Annotated in this window: 19 protein-coding genes; 11 read left to right on the top strand and 8 right to left on the bottom strand. The window is 63.9% G+C overall.

Features of this window, described 5'->3' with window-relative positions; all coding sequences use genetic code 11:
* The first annotated feature begins 571 nt into the window (after window positions 1-571).
* Entirely contained in the window at window positions 572-886 is a 315-nt protein-coding gene (locus tag NKH49_RS25035) for a hypothetical protein (protein WP_352470255.1), read from the top strand.
* 27 nt (window positions 887-913) lie between these two features.
* Here the strand turns inward: NKH49_RS25035 and cbiB are convergent, their stop codons facing one another.
* A complete protein-coding gene (gene cbiB / locus NKH49_RS25030; protein WP_352928375.1) occupies window positions 914-1882 on the bottom strand; it encodes an adenosylcobinamide-phosphate synthase CbiB in 969 nt (322 codons plus the stop codon).
* Between cbiB and cobD the strand changes: the two genes are divergently transcribed.
* The 3 genes from cobD (at window position 1881) to NKH49_RS25015 (ending at window position 4713) form a co-directional block, all read left to right on the top strand.
* Complete coding sequence (gene cobD, locus NKH49_RS25025; RefSeq protein ID WP_352928373.1) at window positions 1881-2939, top strand: threonine-phosphate decarboxylase CobD; 1059 nt, start codon at window positions 1881-1883, stop codon at window positions 2937-2939. The genes cbiB and cobD overlap by 2 nt on opposite strands.
* The gene (locus tag NKH49_RS25020) at window positions 2936-3439 is read left to right on the top strand and encodes a tyrosine phosphatase family protein (protein WP_352742316.1); all 504 of its coding nucleotides are present in this window, start codon (window positions 2936-2938) and stop codon (window positions 3437-3439) included. Before cobD ends, NKH49_RS25020 begins: the two co-directional genes overlap by 4 nt.
* A gap of 119 nt (window positions 3440-3558) precedes the next feature.
* Window positions 3559-4713 carry a serine hydrolase domain-containing protein gene (locus NKH49_RS25015; protein WP_352928371.1) on the top strand — a complete coding sequence of 385 codons (1155 nt, stop codon included), beginning with the start codon at window positions 3559-3561 and terminating at the stop codon, window positions 4711-4713.
* A gap of 64 nt (window positions 4714-4777) precedes the next feature.
* Here the strand turns inward: NKH49_RS25015 and NKH49_RS25010 are convergent, their stop codons facing one another.
* Window positions 4778-5581 carry a creatininase family protein gene (locus tag NKH49_RS25010; protein WP_352928369.1) on the bottom strand — a complete coding sequence of 268 codons (804 nt, stop codon included), beginning with the start codon at window positions 5579-5581 and terminating at the stop codon, window positions 4778-4780.
* Between the two features lie 57 nt (window positions 5582-5638).
* Window positions 5639-6022: a RidA family protein gene (locus NKH49_RS25005; RefSeq protein WP_352928368.1), complete on the bottom strand. Its 384-nt coding sequence runs from the start codon at window positions 6020-6022 to the stop codon at window positions 5639-5641.
* Between the two features lie 276 nt (window positions 6023-6298).
* Here NKH49_RS25005 and NKH49_RS25000 point away from each other — a divergent pair, with 276 nt between their 5' ends.
* Genes NKH49_RS25000 through NKH49_RS24975 form a run of 6 tightly spaced genes read left to right on the top strand, consistent with a single transcriptional unit; the run spans window position 6299 to window position 12278 of the window.
* Window positions 6299-7303 (top strand): ABC transporter substrate-binding protein, encoded by a 1005-nt coding sequence (locus tag NKH49_RS25000; RefSeq protein ID WP_352613967.1) that lies wholly within the window; start codon window positions 6299-6301, stop codon window positions 7301-7303.
* Window positions 7304-7306: 3 nt separating this feature from the next.
* Complete coding sequence (locus NKH49_RS24995) at window positions 7307-8149, top strand: ABC transporter ATP-binding protein (RefSeq protein WP_352613968.1); 843 nt, start codon at window positions 7307-7309, stop codon at window positions 8147-8149.
* A complete protein-coding gene (locus NKH49_RS24990; protein WP_352490743.1) occupies window positions 8136-8987 on the top strand; it encodes an ABC transporter permease in 852 nt (283 codons plus the stop codon). The genes NKH49_RS24995 and NKH49_RS24990 overlap by 14 nt, the downstream gene beginning before the upstream one ends.
* Before the next feature lie 17 nt (window positions 8988-9004).
* Window positions 9005-10303 carry a cytosine deaminase gene (locus NKH49_RS24985; protein WP_352919147.1) on the top strand — a complete coding sequence of 433 codons (1299 nt, stop codon included), beginning with the start codon at window positions 9005-9007 and terminating at the stop codon, window positions 10301-10303.
* Window positions 10300-11700 carry an FAD-binding oxidoreductase gene (locus tag NKH49_RS24980; protein ID WP_502907932.1) on the top strand — a complete coding sequence of 467 codons (1401 nt, stop codon included), beginning with the start codon at window positions 10300-10302 and terminating at the stop codon, window positions 11698-11700. The genes NKH49_RS24985 and NKH49_RS24980 overlap by 4 nt, the downstream gene beginning before the upstream one ends.
* On the top strand, window positions 11697-12278 hold the full coding sequence (locus NKH49_RS24975; protein ID WP_352928367.1) for an NAD(P)H-dependent oxidoreductase: 582 nt from the start codon (window positions 11697-11699) through the stop codon (window positions 12276-12278). Before NKH49_RS24980 ends, NKH49_RS24975 begins: the two co-directional genes overlap by 4 nt.
* Before the next feature lie 211 nt (window positions 12279-12489).
* Here the strand turns inward: NKH49_RS24975 and NKH49_RS24970 are convergent, their stop codons facing one another.
* The 5 genes from NKH49_RS24970 to NKH49_RS24950 form a co-directional block, all read right to left on the bottom strand.
* Window positions 12490-14964, bottom strand: coding sequence for a GcvT family protein (locus NKH49_RS24970; RefSeq protein WP_352928365.1), 2475 nt, complete (start codon window positions 14962-14964; stop codon window positions 12490-12492).
* Window positions 14961-16142, bottom strand: a complete 1182-nt coding sequence (locus NKH49_RS24965) for a pyridoxal phosphate-dependent aminotransferase (protein WP_352539644.1) — start codon at window positions 16140-16142, stop codon at window positions 14961-14963. The genes NKH49_RS24970 and NKH49_RS24965 overlap by 4 nt, the downstream gene beginning before the upstream one ends.
* Window positions 16142-17041, bottom strand: a complete 900-nt coding sequence (locus NKH49_RS24960; RefSeq protein WP_352500970.1) for a homocysteine S-methyltransferase family protein — start codon at window positions 17039-17041, stop codon at window positions 16142-16144. The genes NKH49_RS24965 and NKH49_RS24960 overlap by 1 nt, the downstream gene beginning before the upstream one ends.
* Window positions 17038-19491, bottom strand: a complete 2454-nt coding sequence (locus NKH49_RS24955; RefSeq protein ID WP_352928363.1) for a GcvT family protein — start codon at window positions 19489-19491, stop codon at window positions 17038-17040. Before NKH49_RS24955 ends, NKH49_RS24960 begins: the two co-directional genes overlap by 4 nt.
* Window positions 19492-19568: 77 nt before the next feature.
* Window positions 19569-20162 (bottom strand): helix-turn-helix domain-containing protein, encoded by a 594-nt coding sequence (locus NKH49_RS24950; protein WP_352500968.1) that lies wholly within the window; start codon window positions 20160-20162, stop codon window positions 19569-19571.
* Window positions 20163-20432: 270 nt separating this feature from the next.
* On the opposite strand from NKH49_RS24950, the gene NKH49_RS24945 reads away from it, so the two are divergent.
* A complete protein-coding gene (locus NKH49_RS24945; protein ID WP_352452121.1) occupies window positions 20433-21131 on the top strand; it encodes a nitroreductase in 699 nt (232 codons plus the stop codon).
* The last annotated feature ends 10 nt before the right edge of the window (window positions 21132-21141 follow it).

Raw genomic sequence — 21141 nt, 5'->3', positions numbered from 1 at the left:
CCGGTCGATGCCGCGCCAGGGCGACAGGGCGAGGCCTTAGACGCCTTCAAAAGACGCCCAGTAGGCCAATCAGGTTAAGCACACCCTTCATGCAAAGCCCTCCCTGTGGGAGAAGGTGGCTCGGCGCGGAGCGCCGAGACGGTTGAGGGGTGTTGGACGGAGCGCCGCCGGTGCCAAGCTGGAGCACCCCTCATCCGACCTCGCTTCGCGGCCACCTTCTTCCACAAGGGGAGAAGGGAAAGCCGCACGAAGCGGCTCGCCCCTGGAATGGTAAGGGTGAGGGGCAGCGCCGACCTGAAGCGATCATTTGAGGCGTAGCCCTATTTTTTGTTCTTGCTTTGTGCCGGCAGCTATGCTACTAATTTCGGTATGGTGCTAATTGGCTCCAACGACCCGCCGCATGGCGGGTTTTTGTTTCGCCTGAGATCGGGCGAAGATCACAACAGAATTACGACCGTCGAGATTACCCCAAACAGTGCGATCAGCAGAAAGTCGGCGATCCGGTAGAGTTTCAGTGCCGCCGGATGTCAGGGGATAGAGTTCTGGTCGCTTGCGAAGCTGGAGATTGTTCGTGGACCAGGCGGTAATCGTCTATCTTATTCTCAATGATGGTCAGTTTGGTGCCGCTGACGAACGCGAATCCATTTATGCGCTCGAGGATCGGCTAGAGAAAGCTATCGAGGATGCATCGGTCGGCGAGTTTGACGGTGACTTGTTTGGTGAAGGCGAATGCATCCTCTACATGTATGGGCCAAACGCTGAACGACTTTTTGTCGTAGTCGAACCCTTATTGAAATCTTCTCCCGTAGCTGCCGGTGGGTACGCGATCAAAAGGTTTGGCGTGGAAGCCGATCCGAGCGCAAAGGAAGTCCGTGTCACCTGGTAGGTCGGGTTTGCCGACCCATTCGGACGTTCACGCGGCGATGACGATCACCACGATGATCCCGAACAGCGCGATCAGCAGTAAGTCGGCGACGCGGTAGAGTTTGAGGGCTCGTCGGATGTCGGCGCTCTCCACCTCGTGCCGGCCGCCTTCGCCCATCAACGCGTCTTCGACCATGACGCCGTCGTAGGAGCGGGGGCCGGCGAGCGCCAGGCCGAGCGCGCCGGCCATCGCTGCTTCCGGCCAGCCGGCATTGGGTGAGCGGTGTTTTTTCGCATCGCGCCGCACGGCGTGCCAGGCGCCCTTGGCGTCGGCGCCCTTGACCAGGAAAGCGGCGAGTACGATCAGCAGCGCCGTCAGCCGCGACGCCGGCAGATTGATCCAATCGTCGAAGCGCGCAGCCGCCCAGCCGAAGGCTTCGTGGCGCGGGGTGCGATGGCCGATCATCGAATCGGCGGTGTTGGCGGCCTTGTAGGCGACGCCGCCGGCGAGCCCGCCAATACCGAGCCAGAAGGCCGGCGCGACGACACCGTCGGAGAAATTCTCGGCCAGGCTTTCGATCGCGGCGCGGCAGACAGCGGCCCTGTCGAGCTTTTCCGGGTCGCGACCGACGATCCGCGAGACGGCAATGCGGCCCATATCCAGTCCGCCGCTGTCGAGTGCGTCGGCGACCGCTTCGACATGCTCGGCCAGGCTCTTCTGCGACAGCAGCGACGTCGCCAGGATTGCGGTGACCAACAAGCCGAGGGGAATGCTCCAAAGCAAGGTTTCGAGCCAGAGGGCGAGGGCGGCCGGCACCAGCACGATCACCAGCAGCGCGACGACGCCCCAGCCGCGACGGTGGGCGTCGGAATCAGTGGCGCGGTTGAGCCTGCGGTCGAGAAAGGATATCAGCCTGCCGAACCAGGTGACGGGATGGCCAATGGCATCGAAGAGCCGGGCCGGGTAGCCGAGTACAAGTTCGATGGCCAGCGACAGGAAAGTGATCAGGATCGGCATGAAGTCTCTTGATGGAGTGACGGCGGCAGTGGACCACGGCGGAAGCCTTGGCCGGGCGAGGGCGCTTTTCCCTCACGCGCCGCTGCCTTTCGTCGACCTCTCGACCGGGATCAATCCGCACTCCTACCCGCTTTTCGATTTGCCCGCCACCGCCCTGTCGCGATTGCCGGAAACAGCGCGCAGCCGCGACTTGGCTGAACTCGCGGCAAGCGCCTATGGCGCCCCGTCGGCGGCGAATGTCGCAGCGGCGCCCGGCACGCAGATCCTGTTGCCGCGCGTCGCTTCCCTGGTCAGCCCGGGCACGGCGCTGGTGCTCGGGCCGACTTATGCCGAGCATCGGCGGGCAGCGGCGATCGCCGGCCATGCGGCGGCTGAAGTCGATGATTTCGAAGCCCTGGCGGCGGCCGACCTTGCCGTCGTCGTCAATCCCAACAACCCGGACGGGCGCGTCGTCGAGCGCGAAAGATTGCTTCGACTTGCCGGGACATTACGCGCCAGAGGCGGGCTGCTGGTGGTCGACGAGGCCTTCATGGATGTCGGCCCGCGCAGCGAAAGCCTGGCCGGCGACGTCGACCAGGGCGGCATCGTCGTGCTGCGTTCGTTCGGTAAGTTCTTCGGCCTGGCCGGCCTGCGGCTTGGCTTTGTACTGGCCGATGCGCTGACGGTCGAGCGGCTGGAGGCGCAGTTCGGGCCATGGGCGGTTGCCGGGCCGGCGCTCGAATATGGCATAAGGGCGCTTGCCGACACCGGCTGGCAGGCCGGGATGCGGCGCCGTCTGGCAGAGGATGCCGCACGGCTCGATACGCTGTTCGGCCGCTTCGGCGTGCCTGTCGCCGGTGGCACCACGCTGTTCCGCTATCTCAGGCTGGCGAACGCCGCCGGCCTGTTTTCGGTGCTCGGCCAGCGCGGCATCCTGCTTCGGCATTTCGCCGATCGTCCGAATGTGCTGCGCGCCGGCCTGCCGGGAGCCGATGAAGAATGGCGGCGGCTCGAATCGGCACTTGCCGGCTGGGCCTCGCGGCGCGACGATAATGCCAAGGGAGAAACGACCCAATGATCCATGTCTGCTCGCTGTCCAAAGTCGAGGAAACGGTAACGAAGACCGGGGCCGGCCGGCTGCTTTCGCTGCTTGCCGCCGGAACGGAGGTGATGCGACCGGCCTCGATCACCAGGGAAAACCATCTGCATCTGGTCATGCATGACATTGCGGTGGCGCAAGAGGGCATGACGATGCCGGGCGAGGAGCATGTTCTGAACCTGCTCGATTTCGCACGGCAATGGAATCGGTCGCGGCCGCTGGTGGTGCATTGCTATGCCGGCATCAGCCGCTCGACCGCCTCGGCCTACATCATCGCGGCAGCGCTGGCGCCGAAGCGCGACGAGGCCGAGTTGGCCGAGACGCTGCGCGCGCTGTCGCCCACGGCGACACCCAATCCTCGGCTGATCGCAATTGCCGACGCACTGCTCGATCGCAGAGGCCGGATGATCGAAGCGATCCAGGCGATCGGGCGCGGCGCGGATGCTTTCGAAGGCACGCCGTTCGAATTGAAAATCTGAGCCTAAAAACAAATTCCAGGAAAAGTGCGCAGGAGTTCTAGCACACGGCCAAGGGGCGAATGATGATCGGGAGAATTTTGGCCATGGTTGTTGGCGTGGTCTGCGCGACAGGCAGCGCCATGGCCGCGTCCGTGCCGGCTCTCAAGTCGATCGACCTGGCAGCGCTCCAAGCCACTGTCGAGGGTTTGGCCAAGGAACTTATGCTGCCCGGTGCCATGGTTTTGCTCAAGACTCCGCGGGGCAACCTCGTCTTCGGCTACGGTACGACTGAACTGGGTGCCACGAACCCGCCGCGCGCCGATACCCACTTCCGTGCGGCCTCGAACACCAAGACGATGACCGCCGCTGTCATCGTGCAACTGGTGCAGGAAGGGAAACTGAGCTTCGCCGATCTGATCTCGAAATACGTCCAGCGCGTTCCCAACGGCGACGAGATAACCATTCGGCAGCTCATAACAATGCGGAGCGGCCTCCCTAACTTCACCAATGCGCCGGAACTTGCCGAAAGCCTGGACAAGTATCCTTACAAGGTATGGACCGCTGATGAAGTACTCGGCATGGCGTTCAAACGGCCGCCGGACTTCGCGCCGGGTGCCGAATTCGAGTACAACAACACCAACTACTATCTGCTCGGCCTTGTTGCCGAGAAGATCGACGGCAAGCCGCTCTCGACCATCTTCCGGGACCGCCTGTTCGGACCGCTCGGCATGAAGAACACCGCTTTGCCGCCGAGCACGTCGAACGCCATCCCCGAGCCATACTCAAACGGCTATCTCTACGGCAGTACTTCGTACGCCCTGGCTGATGCGCCCTATCCGGACGACCTCCAGGCTGCGGCCAGGGCGGGAACGCTCAAGCCCAACGACGACACATGGCAGAACCCGTCCGCCTACTTTGCGGCTGGCGGAGTCATCTCCACCGCGGATGACCTCGCGACCTGGATGCGCGCGCTGGTCGGGGGCAAGCTCTTCAATGCCGACTTTCAGCGGCAGTGGCTTGCAAGCCCTGAGGCGCCGGAGCCGGGCGAACCCGCCATGCAAAAATACGGCTATGGCATCCTAACGCTGACCTTCGGGCGTAACGAAATCTACTATCACGAAGGCGAGATGCCCGGTTACCAGTCCTTCATGGGCTACGATCCGGCCAATGACGTGACCCTGGTCATATGGACCAACCTGACTCTCGCGCTCGACGGCCAGGCGACCGCCAACACCTTGATGGTGAAGATACTGGACGAAATCTACACGGTGTCGCCGCTTCAAGAGGTGAAGTAAGGATCCTCGCGCGCGAATGGAATCGCCCCTCGTGAGCGAGGCCTGAGCTGGTGGGATCAAACACCTAAGCCAACCAATCCGCCAGCTTTGCCTTGCCCACGTCCCTCAGCAGGCCGATGAAGCCGTCGGCCTGATGTTCGGCGGTCAGCCGGCCTTTTTCGGCGGTGGCAATGCTGGCGTCGCCGACCACGCCATTCGGGTTGAGGTCGCTGGCGATCCAGGCGAAGGCGTGCGTTCCGGTGTGGCGCAGCAGCGAAAATTCCTTTTCGGCGCGGGCGACCTTGGACACGAAATTGTCGGCCTTGGCCATGTCGACGAGGTCGGGCCGGAAATGCAGCATCAACGAGGTCTCGACGTCGCCGCCATGAATGCCGTGGCGGTCTTCGAGCTCGGTGTACATGCCGGCCGGCCGGCCAAAACGCTGCCAGCTGGTCTTTACCGCCAGCATCTTTGCCCGCACGCGCAATTCGCGGGTGACGAGGCCCATGATCTCCTCATTGCCGCCATGCGAGTTGACGACAATCAGTTTTCGGACGCCGGCGCGCGCGACCGACAGGCCAAGTTCGGTCCACGCCTCGACCAAGGTCGTCGCCGGCAGGGTGAGGGTGCCCGGTGCATGCAAATGCTCGTTCGACTTGCCTACCGCCTGGACCGGCAGGATGCGGATGTCGAGATCGCCGGGCAGGCGCGCGATCACCGTTTCCAGCATGCCGTTCATGATCGAGGTGTCGGTCGAGACCGGCAGATGCGGCCCGTGCTGCTCGATCGCCGCCAGCGGCAGAACGGCAATGGTCGCCTCAGGATCGACGGTCGCGTATTCGGTGGTCCGGTAGTCACCCCACCATACGCGTTTTTTTGCAGCGGTCATGTCATGCCCTCTTGAACCGACAAGCCCAGACCTAACGCGGGAACGATCGGCTGTCGATCATCCCGCCGCAATGACCTCGATCTCGACCTTGAATTCCGGCCGGGCAAAACCGGACACGATCATCAGCGTCGAGGCGGGCGCAGGGCTGGTGAACAGTCGGTCGCGAACCTCCATATAGGGGCGCAGGAAGGCGCGGTCGGTGACGTAGGCATTGATGCGGACGATGTCGGACAGGCCGAGCCCCGCCTCGCCGAGAATCGCCGATATGTTCTGGAAACAGAGTTCGGTTTGGGCGCCGGCCTCCTCGGGGATCTGGTCGTCCGGGGTGATTGCGACCTGGCCCGAACACAGCACCAGCCGCTTGCCGGGCGGCAGTTCGACGCCATGGCTGTAGCGGGCGAAGGGCGGCTTGATCGACTTCGGCGTGAGAAATTTGAACATGGCAATCTCCGTTCACGGCAGCCTAAGGCCGGATCGATGCGGGCATCAAGATGGCGGTGCATGTCACGAGGGCGATTGTGGACAGGCGATCAAAAAATAGGCACGATGCCTTTCGTACAGCATGACCCGTCCGGCCTTCGCGCCGCCATTGCACAGGCGGGCATTGCACAAGCGGGCGGTCCCGGCGCAACGCGCCGGTGGCATGTGTCTTGCTTCTTGAAACAATGGTGTCGAGCCCGACGCGTGACGCGCCGGAGCGAACAAAGGGTGGTGTGGATGTACGGAAAACTCAAGATTTCGGCGGGCGTGATCGTGCTGCTTGGCGCAGGCACGCTTGCCGCGGCAGCGAACGAAAAAGTCACCTTCGGCACCAACTGGCTGGCCGAGCCGGAGCATGGCGGTTACTACCAGGCCGTGGTGGACGGCACCTATGCCGCTTGCGGCATCGACGTGACGATCATGCAGGGCGGCCCACAGGTCAGCGGCCGGCCGCTGCTGCTGGCCGGCAAGATCGATTTTTACATGGGCGGCAATCTGCTGTCGGCCTTCGATGCCGTGCAGCAAGGCATACCGATGCGCGTCGTGGCGGCCGACTTCCAGAAGGACCCGCAGGTCATCATGTCCCATCCCGGGCAGGGGCTGGACAAATGGGAAGACCTGAAGAACGCCGAGCAGTACATCCTCGGCGACGAAGGTGCGCAGACCTTCTTCCAGTGGATGGTCACCGACCTCGGCTTCGATGCCGCCAAGCGCGTGCCCTACACCTTCAACCCGGCACCGTTCATCGCCAACAAGAAGTCGATCCAGCAGGGTTACGTCACCTCGGAGCCATTCGCCGTCCAGAAGCAGGGCGGTTTCACGCCGAACCAGTTTCTGCTGGCCGACTATGGCTGGGACACATATGCAACGACGGTCGAGACCATGCAGGAGACGATCGACAAGCGTCCCGAGGTGGTCCAGTGCTTCGTCGATGGCTCGGCCAAGGGCTGGTACAATTATCTCTACGGTGACAACAAGGCCGCCAACGAGATGATCAAAAAGGAAAATCCGGACATGACGGATGAGCAGATCGCCTTCTCGATCGAGCAGCTGAAGAAGTTCGGCGTGGTCGATTCCGGCGACAGCGAAAAGCTCGGCATCGGCGCCATGACCGATGCGCGCATCCAGAGTTTCTACGACAAGATGATCAAGGCCAAGGTCACGCCGGCGGGCATCGACATCAAGAAGGCCTACACGCTGGCCTTCGTCAACAAGAGCGTCGGGCTCGACCTGAAGAAGTAGGCCGTGAAGCTGGAGAAAGTGGCGCAACAGCCAGGAAGTATACCAGGGCCGACGCTGTTGGCGCTGCGCGGTGTCGGCAAGGTGTTTTCCAACGGCGTTACCGCGCTCAGCAATGTCGAGCTGACGATCCGGGAAGGCGACTTCCTCAGCCTGCTCGGGCCGTCGGGCTGCGGCAAGTCGACGGCGCTGCGGCTGATTGCCGGCCTGTCGACGCCGACCTCGGGCGTGCTCGACTGGCGCGGCAGCGGCGCCCTCGAGCGTTCGAATATCGGCGACCGTTCAAATATCGGCTTCGTCTTCCAGGAGCCGACGCTGCTGCCCTGGGCCGACGTCTTTGACAATGTCTGGCTGCCGCTGCGGCTGAAGGGCGTGTCGCGTGCCAAGGCGGCGCCGGCGGTGATGGAGATGCTGGCGCGGGTTCACCTGACCGGCTTCGAGAATGCCGTGCCGCGCGAACTGTCCGGCGGCATGAAGATGCGCGTCTCTATCGCCCGCGCCATGGTAACCAAGCCGCGCATTCTGTTGATGGACGAGCCGTTCGCCGCACTCGACGAGATCACCCGCTTCAAGCTCAACAACGACCTTCTCGAGCTATGGCAGGATGAGCGTTTTACCGTCGTTTTCGTCACCCACAGCGTCTTCGAAAGCGTATTCCTCTCCAACCGCATCGTCGTCATGGCGGCGCGGCCGGGCCGGGTGTTTGCCGAGCTTGCCGTCGATGCATCCTATCCGCGCGACGAGGCGTTTCGCACCTCGCCCGACTATGCCGCGCTCTGCCGCCAGGCATCCGACGTGCTGATCGGCGCCATCAACTCAACTGCCGGACCGCATCATGACGGCCATTGAAGAACCAGTCCTGGCGCTCGACCCGGAGGAGGCGCGCCGCGTCCGCCAGGAGCGCTTCGAGCGCATCGGCAGATGGCTGCTGCCGCTGGCGATCATGATCCTGGCCATCTGGCTGTGGGACCGCATCTGCGTCTGGAACGACATCCCGAAATACATCCTGCCGCGTCCCGGTGTGGTGCTGCAAACGCTGCACGACGATGCCGGGCTGCTGTTCTCCTCGCTGCTAGTGACACTCAGGATCACCTTCTTGAGCCTGCTTCTCGCCGTGGTCGGCGGTGTCGGGCTGGCAGTGCTGTTCGCTCAGTCGAAATGGGTCGAGATGTCGTTCTTTCCCTTCGCCATCGTGCTGCAGGTGACGCCGATCGTCGCGATCTTTCCGCTGATCAATATCTATGTCGACAACCAGACGACGAAGCTTTTGCTTTGCGCCTGGATCGTCGCCTTCTTCCCGATCCTCTCCAACACCACGCTCGGCCTCAATTCTGTCGACCGCAATCTGCGCGACATGTTCAAGCTCAACGGTGCGACCCGCTGGCAGCAATTGCGCTATCTGCGGCTGCCGGCGGCGATGCCTTATTTCCTCGGCGGGCTGAAGATCGCCGGCGGCCTGTCGCTGATCGGCGCGGTGGTGGCAGAGTTCGTCGCCGGCGCCACCGGCCAGTCGTCCGGCCTCGCCTCGCGCATCATCGAGGCCGGCTACCGGCTCAATGCACCAAGACTGTTCGCGGCGCTGATCCTGATCTCGCTCACGGGCATCCTGATCTTCCTGGTGCTGTCGCTGATTTCGCATCTCATTTTGCGGCGCTGGCACGAGAGCGCGCTGAGGCAGGAGCGGTGATGGTGAGCAGCGCCGCCTTGATACCGGCTTCTGGTTCCTACCATCTTTCCAACGTCCGGCTTCACGCGTCGCTGACGCCGGGGCTTGCGGCTGCCTTTGACGCCGACGGATTTGCGCTCGCGGACATTGCCGTCGCCGATGGCAAGATCTCCGGGATTACGGCGCATCGATCCAACGCACCGGCGGACGCCACCGACCTCGGCGGCCGCATCGTGCTGCCGTGCTTTGTCGACTGCCACACCCATATCGACAAGGGCCACATCTGGCCCCGAAAGCCCAACCCGGACGGCACCTTCATGGGCGCTTTGAACGCCACCGGCGCCGACCGCGCGGCGCGCTGGAGCGCCGACGACGTTGCCCGCCGCATGGATTTTTCGCTGCGCTGCGCCTACGCGCACGGCACCAGGGCGCTGCGCACGCATCTCGACAGCGTCGCGCCGCAGGAAGAGATCTCCTGGCCGGTGTTCGAGGCGATGCGGGAGAAATGGCGCGGCCGCATCGAGCTGCAGGCGGCCTGCCTGCTCGGCATCGAAGGCGTGCGCGACAGGAAATGGTTCGAGAGGCTGGCCAAGCGGGTGGCTGCCGCCAAGGGCGTGCTCGGCGTCGTCACCTATATGATGCCGGACCTCGAAGAACTGCTCGACCAGGTGTTTGCGCAGGCGATCAAGCATGGCCTCGACCTCGATTTCCATGCCGACGAGACCGACGATATCGCGGCGATCTCGTTGAAGAAAATCGCCGAAGCCGCCCTTTGGAACGGTTTTGACGGGAACATCCTGGTCGGCCATTGCTGCTCGCTGGCACGCCAGCCCGATCTCGACGTGCTCGACACCCTGGATAAGGTCGCCAAGGCCGGCCTGGCGGTGGTGTCGCTGCCGATGTGCAATCTCTATCTGCAGGACCGGCGAGGCGACAGGACAACGCCGCGCTGGCGCGGGGTGACGCTGCTGCACGAGATGAAGGCGCGCGGCATTGCCGTCGCCGTCGCCTCCGACAATACGCGCGACCCGTTCTACGCCTATGGCGATCTCGACATGCTGGAGGTCTATCGCATGGCGACGCGCATCCTGCATCTAGACCATCCCGTCGCCGACTGGCCGCAAGCTGTCACCGCAACGCCGGCCAAGGTGATGCGGCTCGATGGTTTCGGCACGCTTGCCGCCGGAGCGCCGGCCGATTTCGTCGTCTTCAGGGGGCGAAGCTGGACGGAATTGCTGTCGCGACCCGAATCGGACCGCATCGTCGTGCGCGACGGCCAGGCGATCGAGCGCCAGCTGCCCGATTATGCCGAACTCGATGATCTGATGGTGGAATGATGGATATTGCGGCGCTCAAGCGCGATCTGGACGGTTTGAAGATCGACGACCATCCGGCGATCGTCCAGCAGAAGAGCCGCGACTTCTACTGGTACAGCCCGGTGCTGAAGCAGCAGCTCGATCACGTCACCGGCGACCTGATCGTGACGCCGAAAACCGAAGACGAGGTCGTCCGCATTCTCGCCGCCTGTCACCGGCATGGCGTCCCGGTGACGCCGCGCGGCAGCGGCACTGGCAACTACGGCCAAGCGATGCCCTTGTCCGGCGGCGTCGTGCTCAATCTCGCCGAGATGAACGCGGTCAAGACGATCGCCCCCGGCCGTGTCGTCACCGGCCCCGGCGCCGTGCTCGCCGACATCGACAGAGCGACGCGGGCGCATTCCGGCCAGGAGCTCCGCATGTCGCCGTCGACCTACAACACCGCATCGATCGGCGGCTTCGTCGCCGGCGGCTCCGGCGGTATCGGCTCGATCCGCTGGGGCGGACTGCGCGACCTCGGCAACGTCATCCGGCTGAGGACCGTGACGATGGAGGCACAGCCGCGGGTCATGGAGCTCACCGGCGAGGACGTGCTGAAGGTCATGCACGCCTACGGCACCAACGGCATCATCACCGAAGTCGAGATGCCGCTGACCGCCAGCTATGACTGGATCGACGTCATCGTCGGCTTCGACGATTTCATGGATGCGGCCGGCTTCGGCAACGACCTCGCCATCCAGGACGGCATACTGGCGAAACTGATCACGCCGATCGCAGCACCGATCCCCTACGATTACTTCAAGCGCCACCAGCGGTTTTTCCGGCGCGGCCAAAGCATCGTCGTCCTGATGATCGCGCCGCATGCGATGGATGCCTTCCTCGCCTTCACGGCGCGCAGCAAGGGCGAGATCGTCTTCCGCGCCGACAAGGAGGCCGATCTCAAGGGATTGCCGCCGGCCTATGAGCTGACCTGGAACCACACGACGCTGCGTGCCATCCGGGTCGATCCGACGATCACCTACCTGCAGACCCGCTACCCGTCGCCGGACCACCTCGGCCACGTCAAGGCGATGGTCGACCGCTTCGGCGACGAGGTGCCGGCGCATCTCGAATTCATCCGCTTCGACGGCGCAATCGGCATTGCAGGGCTGCCGCTGGTGCGCTTCACCACGGCGGAGCGGCTCGACGAGATCATCCGCATCCACGAGGACAATGGCTGCTGGATCTTCAACCCGCACCGCTACACGCTGGAAGAAGGCGGCATGAAGCGCACCGACGAGGTGCAGCTCGCCTTCAAGCGCGAAACCGACCCGCAAGGGCTGCTCAATCCGGGCAAGATGATCGCCTGGGAAAACCCGGACTATGATTATCGCTCGGGCAAGTCGTTCCTGTTCAAGGGGCTGGAGAAGGCGGGTTGAAAATCCTCGTCCTCTACGCTCATCCGGTGGAGACCAGCTTCAACGCCGATCTGCACCGGACGATCGTCGAGCGGCTGAAAGCGGCCGGCCATGTGGTCGACGATTGCGATCTCTATGCCGAGGGTTTCGATCCCAGGCTGACGCACGCCGAGCGGCTGTCCTATCACGACGCGCGCAGTGCCGGCGATCCGGCGGCGCCTTATGTCGAGCGCCTGTTGCGGGCCGAGGCGCTGGTGCTGTCGTTTCCGGTGTGGAACTTCGGCTATCCGGCCATTCTGAAAGGCTTTTTCGATCGCGTCTTCCTGCCCGGCGTGTCGTTCAAGCTGGTCGACGGCAAGGTGCAGCCGTCACTGCACAACATCCGCAAGGTGGTCGCGGTCACGACCTATGGCGGCAGCCGGTTCCGAGCCATGCTGATGGGTGACCCGCCGCGCAAGCTGGTCAAGCGGGTGCTGCGTGCGACGATCAAGCCCGGCGGGTCGGTTTCCTACCTTGCGCATTACTCGATGAACCTGTCGACCGAGGGCAGTCGGACGAGGTTCGTGGCGAAAGTCGCGGCCAGGATGGACGCGTTCTGACGCGGGAGGGGACTTTTCCTTCTCCCCTTGTGGGAGAAGGTGGATCGGCGCGTAGCGCCGAGCCGGATGAGGGGTGCTGGAAGAAACGCGGCGTGGGAAGATTGGGACGGGAGTAAACGCTAATTCCCTTGAGGTAGCGATCCTTCCAACACCCCTCATCCGACCGAGCTTCGCTCGGCCACCTTCTCCCACAGGGGGAGAAGGAAAAGACTTACATCCGCACCCGTTCCGCCTTCGGATCGTACATCGGCTTGAGCGAGGCCTCGGCGGCAAAGCGCTCGCCGGCGATCTCGATCTCGTAGGACGACGACAGGACATCCGCCTCGCTCTCGCCCTGGCACGGCACGTAACCAAGCCCGATCGCGCCGCCGAGATGATGGCCGTAATTGCCCGAGGTGATCGGACCGACGATCTTGCCGTCGCGCAGGATCGCCTCATTGTGGAAGAGCAGCGGCTCGGTGTCGTTCAGGCGGAACTGCACCAGCCGGCGTGACAGGCCGGTTTCTTTCTTCTTCAGCACCACATCGCGGCCGATGAAGTTGCCCTTGGCCGTCTTCACCGCGAAACCCAGCCCGGCCTCCAGCACATTGTCCTCGTCGGTGATGTCGTGGCCGAAATGCCTGAACGCCTTTTCGATGCGGCAGGAATCCAGTGTGTGCAGGCCGCATAGCTTCAGGCCGACGTCGGCGCCGGCTTCTTGTATCGCCTCGAAGACGTGGGCGGCCTGGTCGGTCGAGACATAAAGCTCCCAGCCGAGCTCGCCGACATAGGTGACGCGGTGGGCGCGGGCCAGGCCCATGCCGATTTCGATCTCCTGAAACGTGCCGAACGGATTGTTCCCGTTGGAGAAATCGTTGGGGCTGACCTTTTGGATCAGCTTCCTCGAATCCGGGCCCATCAGGCAAAGCACGGCTTCGGCAGCGGTCACATCGGTGATGACGACGAACTCGTCGGCAAGGTGTTTTCGCAGCCAGGCCAGGTCGCGCTGCAGCGTGGCGCCGGGCACGACGAGCAAGAAGGCTGTTTCGGACAATCGCGAGACGGTGAGGTCGCTCTCAATGCCGCCGCGCTGGTTGAGCATCTGGGTGTAGACGATCTTGCCCGGCGTCACGTCCATGTCGTTGGCGCAGAGCCTTTGCAGGAAGGCGCAGGCGTCGCGGCCCTCGACGCGGATCTTGCCGAACGAGGTCATGTCGAACAGGCCGACGCCGTTTCGGACCGCCAGATGCTCCTCGCGCTGGTTGTCGAACCAGTTCTGCCGTTTCCAGGAATAGCGGTATTCGCGCTCCTGGCCCTCCCGCGCAAACCAGTTGGCGCGCTCCCAGCCGGCGACCTCGCCGAACACCGCGCCGCGCGCCTTCAGATGTTCGTGCAGCGGCGAACGGCGGACGTTTCGCGAGGTTGCCATCTGCCGGTACGGAAAATGATCGGCATAGAGCAGGCCGAGCGTTTCGGAGACGCGCTCCTTGAGATAGCGGCGGTTCTTCTGGAACGGCTGGGCGCGGCGGATGTCGACCTCCCAGAGGTCGAAGGGCGCCTCGCCGTCATTGATCCATTGCGCCAGCGCCATGCCGGCGCCACCGGAGGAGACGATGCCGATCGAATTGTAGCCGGTCGCCATCCAGTAGCCGGAAAGCTCCGGCGCCTCGCCGAGATAATAGCGATCGTCGGGGGTAAAACTCTCGGGGCCGTTGAAGAAGGTGTGGATGCCGGCGGTGGCCAGCATCGGCATGCGGTTGACGCCCATTTCCAGGATCGGCTCGAAATGGTCCATGTCCTGCGGCAACTGGTCGAAGCAGAAATCCTCGCTTATGCCGTTCATGCCCCAGGGCTTGGCCACCGGCTCGAAAGCGCCGAGCATCATCTTGCCGGCATCTTCCTTGTAGTAGGCGCACTCGTCCGGCACGCGCAGCACCGGCAAGCGGGAAAGGCCGGGGATCGGTTCCGTGACGAGATAGAAATGTTCGCAGGCGTGCAACGGGATGGTGACGCCGTTCCGGGCGCCAAGTTCGCGTGCCCACATGCCGGCGCAGTTGACGACGATATCGGCCTCGATCAGGCCTTGCTCGTCGCCCTGCACCCAGGAAACGCCGGTGACGCGGCCGGCCCTGGTATGCACCTTGGTCACCTTGACGTTCTCGACGATCGTTGCACCGCGCTGGCGCGCGCCCTTGGCCAACGCCATGGCGATATTGGCCGGATCGCACTGGCCGTCGAGCGGCAGGTGCACGGCGCCGACCACATCTGACACATTGAGATGCGGGTACATCTGCTTGACTTCACTAGGCGAAATCTCGCGCACATCGACATCGAAGGCGCGGGCGAGAGACGCCTGCCGATAGATCTCGTGCTTGCGCTCCTCGGTAAGCGCCACCGTGATCGAGCCGACCTGGCGCATGCCGGTGCCGACATCGGTCTCGGCCTCCAGCTTGACGTAGAGGTCGGCCGAGTATTTCGCCAGCCGCGTCATGTTCTGCGAGCCGCGCAGCTGGCCGATCAGGCCGGCGGCGTGCCATGTCGTGCCCGACGTCAGCTGCTTGCGCTCGAGCAGCACGATATCGGTCCAGCCGAGCTTGGCCAGATGATAGGCGACCGAGCAGCCGGAGACGCCGCCGCCGATGATGACCGCCCGCGCTTTGGGAGGAATGACCTTGGTCGGAATGGTTTTGGTGGGCGAGGCGTTCATGCGGCCTCGCGACCATAGCTGGAGGCAAAGCGGCGCAGGCGCGTGGCAGCCTCCATCAGCACCGGCTCAGGCTGGCAGAGGCTGAAGCGGATGTGGCCGGCTGCAGCCTCGCCGAAGCTCGAGCCGGGCATGACGCCGACCTTTTCCTGGTCGAGGAAGGCCCAGGCGAATTTTTCGTCGTCCGGCTCGATCGCCGATATGTCGAGCATGACGTACATGCCGCCTTCGGAGCCGCGCACGGTGATGTTGTTCATACCGCGCATGGCATCGAGGACGACGGTGCGCCTCGCGGCGTAGCGCTCGGCGATTTCCTTGACGCCGTAGCCATTTTCGAGCGCCTCGGCGCAGGCGAGGCTGATGAAGGCCGGCAGGCCGTAGGTCATCACCAGATTGAGGTCGGTCAGCAGCGAGACCATCGGTTCCGGCCCGGTCAGCCAGCCCATGCGCCAGCCGGTCATGCCGTGGCTCTTGGACATCGAGTTGATGACCAGCGTGCGTTCCGCCATGCCGGGCAGCGAGCGTGGTGAGACGTGCTCGCCGCCGCCCAGCGTCCAGTAGACCTCGTCCGACAGCAGCCAGAGGTCATGTTCGCGGCAGATCTGCGCCAGCTCTTCCAGGCGCTCGCGCGAATAGACGGCGCCCGTGGGATTGTTCGGCGTGTTGATCAGGATGGCGCGGGTGTTCGGCCGAAGGGCGGCGCGAATGTCGGCGGCGCGCGGCTGAAAGCCATCCTCGGCGGGGGTCTCGACGACGCTGAACTCGGCGCCCGCCGCACTGAAGGTGTTGGGATAGGTGGCGTAATAGGGCGCGACGACGATGGCATGGTCGCCCTGGTCGAGAACCGCTTGTATGGCCGCGTAAAGCGCGGCCTGCCCGCCCGGGGTGGCGATGACCTGGTCGGGATTTGTCGCAACCCCGGTGCACCGCGTCGAGGCCGCCGCCATCGCCTTGCGCAGGCGCGGAACGCCGGCAAGCGGGGTGTAGTGGTGATTGCTGGCGCGAACCGCCGTCACGCAGGCTTCGATCGTCTCGCTCGGCGTGTCGAAATCATGGTCGCCGACCGACAGCATGATGATGTCCTCGCCGGCCTGCTTGCGCGCCCAGGCAGCGGAATGAACCTCCCAGCCATCCTTGCCCGAAGGCACGATGCCGGAAATGCGCGAAGATGGCCTGGGCATTATGCTGCTCCCGAAATTTCATAACCGGCCTGTTCGAGCCGGTCGCGCAGCGCGGCGATGTGGGCCGGTCCGACTTCGCAGCAGCCGCCGACGATGCCGGCGCCGGCCTCGACCCAATCGACCGCCTGGCCGGCATAGGCATCCGGATCGAGGTCGTGGCGGGCGTGCAGCACTTCCACCGTACCGCCATGCTTGAGCGCCTCAATCGAGGTGAAGCCGTTGGCATAAGCGCCGACCGGCCCGCCGAGAGCGATCAGTTCGGGCAGCGCTGCAGCGATCGCTTCGGGCCGGCAGCAATTGATCAGCCGGGCCGCGACGGGCAGGCCGGCAAGAGCGCCCGACGCCGCCGCAATGGCTTCGCCGCTGCGCAGGCGCGGCGTGCCGTGGTCGGCAAGCGTCCACGACACCCATACGGGCTTGCCGCTTTCCGACGCCGCGGTGACGGCGGCGCGCGCCTCTTCGGCCGACGCCATGGTTTCGCACAGAAACAGATCGACGCCGTCCGCCTGCTCGGCAACGATACGGCGATAGATGTCGAGCGTATCCTGGAAGGATATCGTCAGCGCCGGCGCATAGCTGCCGAACAGCGGCGACAGGCAGCCGGCAATCGCCGCGTCGCCGGCCTGGTCGCGGGCTTGCCTTGCCAGTTCGATGCCGCGCTTCTGCAGCGGCTTGAACAGCTCTTCCGCGCCTTCGCGTGCCAGCCGCTCCGGCGTGGCCGAATAGGTGTTGATGGTGATGACGCGGGCGCCGGCACGGATGAATTCCGCATGCAGGTCGCGCACCAGATCCGGTTCGTCGATCAGCACCCTGGCCGACCACAGCGGCGTCGGCTCGGAACTGCTGCGGCGGACCAGCTCCTGGCCCATGCCACCATCGGTAAGGATAACAGTCTTCATGCTCTGAGCCTCTCGTTCTTTGGATCCCATAACGGCTCATCCCTCTGCACGACCGCCCGAAAACGTTCGCCGAAGATCTCGACCTCGACAGCGGTTCCCGGCTCGGTGAGGTCGGCGCGCAGCATGCCGAGCGCGATCGACTTGTCGATGCGATGACCCCAACCGCCGGATGTCGTCTCGCCGACGATCCGGCCGTCATGCCACAGCGTCGACATGTAGGGCGCATCGCAGTCGCCGGGGTTTTCGACGACCAGCGTGACGAAGCGCCTCTTGATGCCCTGCTGCTTCTCGTTCTGCAGCGCCGCCTTGCCGCGGAAGTCGGGCTTATCCCATCTGACGAAGCGCTCCAGCCCGCCCTGCAGGATCGAATAGTCGGTCGACAGGTCGCCCTTCCAGGTGCGGTAACCTTTTTCGAGCCGCAGCGAATCCAGCGCGTACATGCCGAACGGTTTCAGGCTGTGCTTCTGGCCGGCTGCCCAGAGGGCGTCGAAGATGGCTGCGGTATCGTCGACCTTGCTGTGGACTTCCCAGCCGAGCTCGCCCGCGAAGGATACGCGCACCAGCTTTGCCCAACGTCCGGCGATACTGGTTTCCTGATGCGTCAGCCAGGGCAGGGTGAGGTCGGCCGCGCAGAGTTCGGCGAGGATTTTTCGCGAGTTGGGGCCGGCGAGGATCTGGGTGGAGTATTCCTCCGTCCGGTCGACCAGCTTGAAAGTGGCGTCCTTCGGGATGCGCGATTTCAGCCATTCGAAATCATGCCACTGAGCCACCGCGGCGGTGATCAGCGTCATCAGGTTCTCGTCGTGGCGGACCACCGACATTTCGGTGACGATGCGGCCCTTGTCGTCGGCAAAATAGACGAGGCCGATGCGGCCGGGTTTCGGCACCAGGCCTGTCACCTGGAGGCTCAGCCATTCGGCGGCACCCGGACCATCGAGATTGAAACGGGAAAACCCCGGCAGGTCCAGAATGCCGGCGGCATCGCGCACGGCGAGGCATTCCTCGCGCACACGATGCTGCCACGGCCCGTCGCGGCGGAAGGTCAGCGTGGATTGTTCGGAGATGTCGTCGCCTGGCTTCGCATACCAGGTGGCGCGTTCCCAGCCATTATAGGCGTCGAACCGGGCGCCGAGTGCCTTGATGCGGTCGTGGAGCGGCGACAGCTTGCGGTCGCGCCCGGCCGGCCAGGCATGGCGCGGGAACTGGATGGCATATTCGTTGCCATAGATCTCCATGCCCTTGGCGACGCAATAATCCGGGGCCGAGGCAAAGGCGGTGAAACGGCGCGGATCGCACGACCACATGTCCCATTCGGTCTGGCCCTCGGTCACCCATTCGGCCAGCACCTTGCCGGCGCCGCCGCCCTGGGCGATGCCGAAGGTGAAGACGCAGGCCTCGAAGGCGTTGGGCACGCCGGGCATCGGGCCGATCAGCGGGTTGCCGTCCGGCGCATAGGGGATCGGCCCGTTGATGACCTTGGACAGGCCGGCGGTGCCGAGGATCGGCACGCGGGCGACAGCATCGGCCAGGTAATGTTCCAGCTGGTCGAGATCGTCGGGAAACAGCTGGAACGAAAAGTCGTCGGGCATTGGGTCGTTGTGGCCGACCCAGTGGGCGCGGCAATTGCGCTCATAGGGGCCGAGATTCATGCCGTTCTTTTCCTGGCGCAGATAATAGGACGTATCGACGTCGCGCAGCAGCGGCAGCTTCTTGCCCTGCTCCTTCGACCATGCGGCCAGTTCGGGGATTTCCTCAAACAGGATGTATTGATGGCTCATCACCATCATCGGCACCTCGCGGCCGAACATCCTGCCGACCTCGGCGGCGCGGTAGCCGGCGGCGTTGACGACGATCTCGCAGCGGATCTCGCCTTGCGTTGTCTCGACCACCCACTCGTCGTTGTCGCGGCGCACGCCGGTGACCGGACAGAAGCGGATGATCTTCGCGCCCATGTCACGCGCGCCCTTGGCCAGTGCCTGGGTCAATTGCGCTGGATCGATATCGCCATCATTCGGATCGTAGAGCGCGCCTTTCAGCTCATGCGTCTCGATGAAGGGGTAACGGCGCTTGATCTCGTCGAGCCCGACCACGTCGATATCCATGCCCTGGTAACGGCCCATGCCCTTGGCGCGCTGGAATTCCTGCATGCGCTCCGCGCTATGGGCTAGCCTGAGCGAGCCGGTGACGTGGTAGTTCATGGGATAGCCGACCTCGTCGGCCAGCCGGCGATAGAGCTCGGTCGAATAACGCTGCATGTTCATCAGCGACCATGACGAGGAGAAAGTCGGCACGTTGCCGGCGGCATGCCAGGTCGAGCCGGAGGTCAGCTCGTTCTTCTCCAGAAGCACGCAGTCGGTCCAGCCCGCCTTGGCGAGATGGTAGAGCGAGGAGGTGCCGACGGCACCACCTCCGATGATCACAACGCGTGCCGTGGTCGGCAAACCGGCCATGTTCTTCTCCGACTATTTGTTTTGATGCATGTCGTTGTCCCAAAACCGCCACGCACTTTTGGGCGACATGCATTCGTTCAATAGACAGGCGGCGAAACCACCCAGATCACCACAGCCGGTTCCGCTCCAGGATTGCGCCAGCGGAACGGCTTGCCGTCGAAGCGGAAGGAATCGCCTTCGCCAAGCCGGTGCCAGACGCCGGCAATTTCGATATCGAAACTGCCGGAAGCGACGTAGCCGGCTTCCTCGGTCGGCCGGCGCGACTCGGTCTGCAGCTCGGCACCCGGGGCGAAGACCGAACGCAGCATCTCGAAGCTACCGCCGAGATCGGGCGACAGAAGCTCCTCCACCAGGCCGGAATCGCTTGTGCCAAGCGTGCGCCGGTTGCCGGCACGCACGACCACGCCGCGCTCGGTCTCGACAGGTACGTCATGGCTGAAGAACAGGCTGACCGGCACGCCGAACAATTCGGCGAAGGCCCTGAGATCGCCGAGCGACGGGACCGACAGACCGCGCTCGACCTGGCTGACCCAGCCGACGGAACGGCCGAGCTTCAGTGCGATTTCAGCAAGCGTCAGGCCGCGCGCCTTGCGCAACGCGCGGATGTCGCCGGCCAGCAGCCGTTCGCCGCTGTCCTGTTCCGATCTGGCGGCGGTTGAGGGCAAAGCCATCCCTGTCTCGATGAAAAATTCCCAGCAAATTTCATTTGATGGCGGGTTCATGAAAAAGATCAAGAGGATTTTCATGCACTCACAAGATTTACTTGCGCCATTTTGACGGTTCGGGCAAAGGCTCGGCGCACGAGCGGCGAGTGGGGCGTCCGGTCGAGGCGGGTAGGCTATCGGGCGTTCAAAAAGACGCGCAAGGATGCTCCATCACTTCTAGTCGGCGCATGATCCTTCCGGAAAATCGGATTCGGCATCATACGCAAAGGGACGGCCATGCTGGAAAACAACTCCCGGATTGCGGCGGCGATCGTCGATGACGCGATCACCTCGCGGCGGTCGGTACGCGCCTTCTTGCCCGATATGGTCGACGACGAGACCATCCGCGATATTCTCGCCGTTGCCGCGCGCGCGCCCTCAGGCACCAACATGCAGCCCTGGAAAGTCTATGTGACCAAGGGCGAGGTCAAGCAGCGCATCACCGATGCCATCCTCAGTTCGGGCATCCGCGCCGAAAAGGCCGAGTGGGACGAGTACCGCTACTATCCCGACCAGTTCTTCGAACCCTATCTGACGCGACGGCGCGCCAACGGCTTCGGCCTCTACGGCGTGCTCGGCATCGGCCGGCGCGAGGTCGACAGGATGCGTGCGCAGCACGACCGCAACTTCGTCTTCTTCGACGCGCCGGTCGGCATGATCTTCACCGTCGACCGGCGGCTGAACAAGGGGTCGTGGATCGACTACGGCATGTTCCTGCAAAACATCATGGTCGCCGCGCGGGGCAGGGGCCTGCACACCTGTCCGCAAGCTGCCTTCGCGCCCTATCACCGGCAGATCAGGCCGGTGCTCAACATTCCCGACGAGGAGATCGTCGTCTGCGGCATGGCGCTCGGCCATGAGGATACGTCCAAGCCCGAAAATGCCTTCCGCACCGACCGCGCGCCGCTGGAAGAGTGGGTGACGTTCGCGGAGTGACGTGAAGCGC

The organism is Mesorhizobium sp. M1088 (genome assembly GCF_040318575.1).
Classification (GTDB): domain Bacteria; phylum Pseudomonadota; class Alphaproteobacteria; order Rhizobiales; family Rhizobiaceae; genus Mesorhizobium.
This window is presented reverse-complemented; position numbering and strand designations above follow the sequence as displayed.